This window comes from Defluviitalea phaphyphila, from assembly GCF_001466305.1.
GTDB lineage: Bacteria > Bacillota > Clostridia > Lachnospirales > Defluviitaleaceae > Defluviitalea_A > Defluviitalea_A phaphyphila.
This window is the reverse complement of record NZ_JWID01000051.1, coordinates 1-2234: the sequence shown is the minus strand read 5'-3', so window position 1 is coordinate 2234 and position 2234 is coordinate 1. Positions and strand designations below refer to the sequence as shown.

Sequence of the window (2234 nt, the reverse complement as noted above, 5' to 3'; positions counted from 1 at the left end):
TATATACTTTCTTATAGTTTTTCTGGAAATCCCAGTCTTTCTATGAATATCCCATTGTGATTTTCCTTCCCTAAAATATGAAAGAATTGTTTCTTGTTTATTCATTAAATTAATCATCTCCTTAACCTCCCTATGAAAACATTTCATAGAGTTATTTTATAATTCCTCTAGGGGAATTTTCAATTATTATACTAGGGTAATTTTAGATTATCATAAACAACTATTTAATGGATATAAAAATTTGATAAAAAAACTTGAAGAAACTTTCGATAAACTTGTTAATGTTGCATATGGTGAGGAAGGTATTTTAGAATATGAATATGATAATAGAACTTCCTTAAATGCAACAACAGGAAGAATAAAAATAAAGTGCAGCATTGAAGATGAGAATTCTCATGGAAGACTTTATATGAAGATAAATATGTTTGATTTAACTTTGTTTTTAAATAGGGTGGACAACAATTCAGACATACAATTTTTGGTGCACGATGGTTCATATTGTAAGCTAGATATAAGTGTAAAAGAAAGGCTATTAGATTATGTTAATGAATACCTGTTAGAAAAACAAAGAGGACAATACTTTATTACTATAAATATTGATGAATTACACGCAGAAAAGATTAAAGCATATAAAGCACAAGGGAATGTAGTAACAGAACTAAATAGGGAGAACAATCATAGAAATAGATTTTTTGTTTTTAAATATTAATTAAATTTTTAATAATAGTATTAGCCAAATAATCTATAAATTTTTTGTAAGATGTGAAAAAGAAATATACTAAATTTAACAATTGGACATTAAAAATGAGACTTGACAATGTATTTTTAAAATGATATAGTTGTTTTACAGAGAATGTTGGTTTTACAATTGGTTTTTAAGTTTTTTAGTAATATTTAATTTGTGGCACGCTATATTTTTTAAGCATATAATATACTATAATAGATATAATAATAATGATTCAAATATTTTAGTATTTGAGTCGTCTGTTGTTTCGCCACCTTATAGAGCGAGACGTTAAATCTGGTGTTTCACAGCCGTATAAATGTGAAGCGTTAAATCTGGTGTTTCGCAGCCGTATAAGTGCGAAACGTTAAATCTTAAGGGAACTCACATGAGTTCCCTTAGTTATTTTGGAGGGTAAAATGGGGGTAAGTTACGAGAATTTTGGTTTTTACAAAGTTGACATTAATTATGTGAAGTATTTACATTCTAGAGATTCTCAGGTGTTTTATAAGAATGTATCAAATTATCAACGCAAGCCACATCTTGGGTTAATAACTAAACTTGGGAAATATACATATTGCATTCCGCTAACATCTGCAAAAAATAGGCATTTAAATTGGTCTAATATTACTGAACACAACTATATAATATATGAAATTATTAAATCTGAGGAAATTCATAAAAATGACATTTACAAAAAAATTGGACAAACAGATACCTATAAAAAATTATTATCAATTTTAGAAATCAGAAAAATGATACCTGTTGATGAAGAGTTATGTGAGTATATAGATTTTTCTCGTGAAACAGATCCTTCGTATAAAGATTTACTTGAAAAAGAGTATTTTTTTCTGAAACCATATAGAGATGACATTTTAAAGAAAGCAGAAGTCTTATATGAAAAACAAATGACTACAGGAATAGTTAAGACTTGTTATTGTAATTTTAAGTTATTAGAGCAAGCCTATAATAATTATAAATTAAAGAAATAGTTTATAGTATACTAAAAAATTTGATAATGAAATTATATTAAGCACAAATCAAAAACTCTGAAAGTGGAAAGTTGTTTTATTATTCTTTGTCGACTTACACACAAGTTTGTTTACAATTACAAAGTTTGCTTTTTGCAAGCGCATAATCGTCATGGGGTAATTCTCTTTGGTGGTTTTTTATGGGTAAAAATCCGTATAAAAAAATAAATAAAGATGCATATTCCGCAGGTGTAATCCCTCGAAATCCAGTAAAATGGCGTATGTGTAATGGTTTCGATATTTCCTCCGTTAGGTTTACCCCTGCATATGAATATGGACTTACACATGAAAATCAACGAGCAAACTTTGCAACTCAAATGGAGGGATTGGACCTATGCCTTGCAATGACTGCATTTCAACACGAGTAAATTTTAGTGTAACTGGACAAATTTATCAATTACCAAACAAGTTTGCTTGGAATTACAAAGTATGCTTGTTACGATATCAAACCGTCGGGGGAATACCACTCTTGGCGGTTT

The 2234-nt window shown here is 28.5% G+C and carries 3 protein-coding genes; all 3 read left to right on the top strand.

Annotated elements, in window-relative coordinates; translation table 11 throughout:
• Positions 1–241 precede the first annotated feature (241 nt).
• The 3 genes from OM90_RS11975 (at position 242) to OM90_RS11965 (ending at position 2123) form a co-directional block, all read left to right on the top strand.
• Positions 242–709, top strand: coding sequence for a DUF2326 domain-containing protein (locus OM90_RS11975; RefSeq protein WP_058487090.1), 468 nt, complete (start codon positions 242–244; stop codon positions 707–709).
• Positions 710–1143: 434 nt separating this feature from the next.
• Positions 1144–1716 carry a type III toxin-antitoxin system ToxN/AbiQ family toxin gene (locus OM90_RS11970; protein WP_058487089.1) on the top strand — a complete coding sequence of 191 codons (573 nt, stop codon included), beginning with the start codon at positions 1144–1146 and terminating at the stop codon, positions 1714–1716.
• A 179-nt stretch (positions 1717–1895) separates the two neighbouring features.
• The gene (locus tag OM90_RS11965; RefSeq protein WP_058487088.1) at positions 1896–2123 is read left to right on the top strand and encodes a hypothetical protein; all 228 of its coding nucleotides are present in this window, start codon (positions 1896–1898) and stop codon (positions 2121–2123) included.
• The last annotated feature ends 111 nt before the right edge of the window (positions 2124–2234 follow it).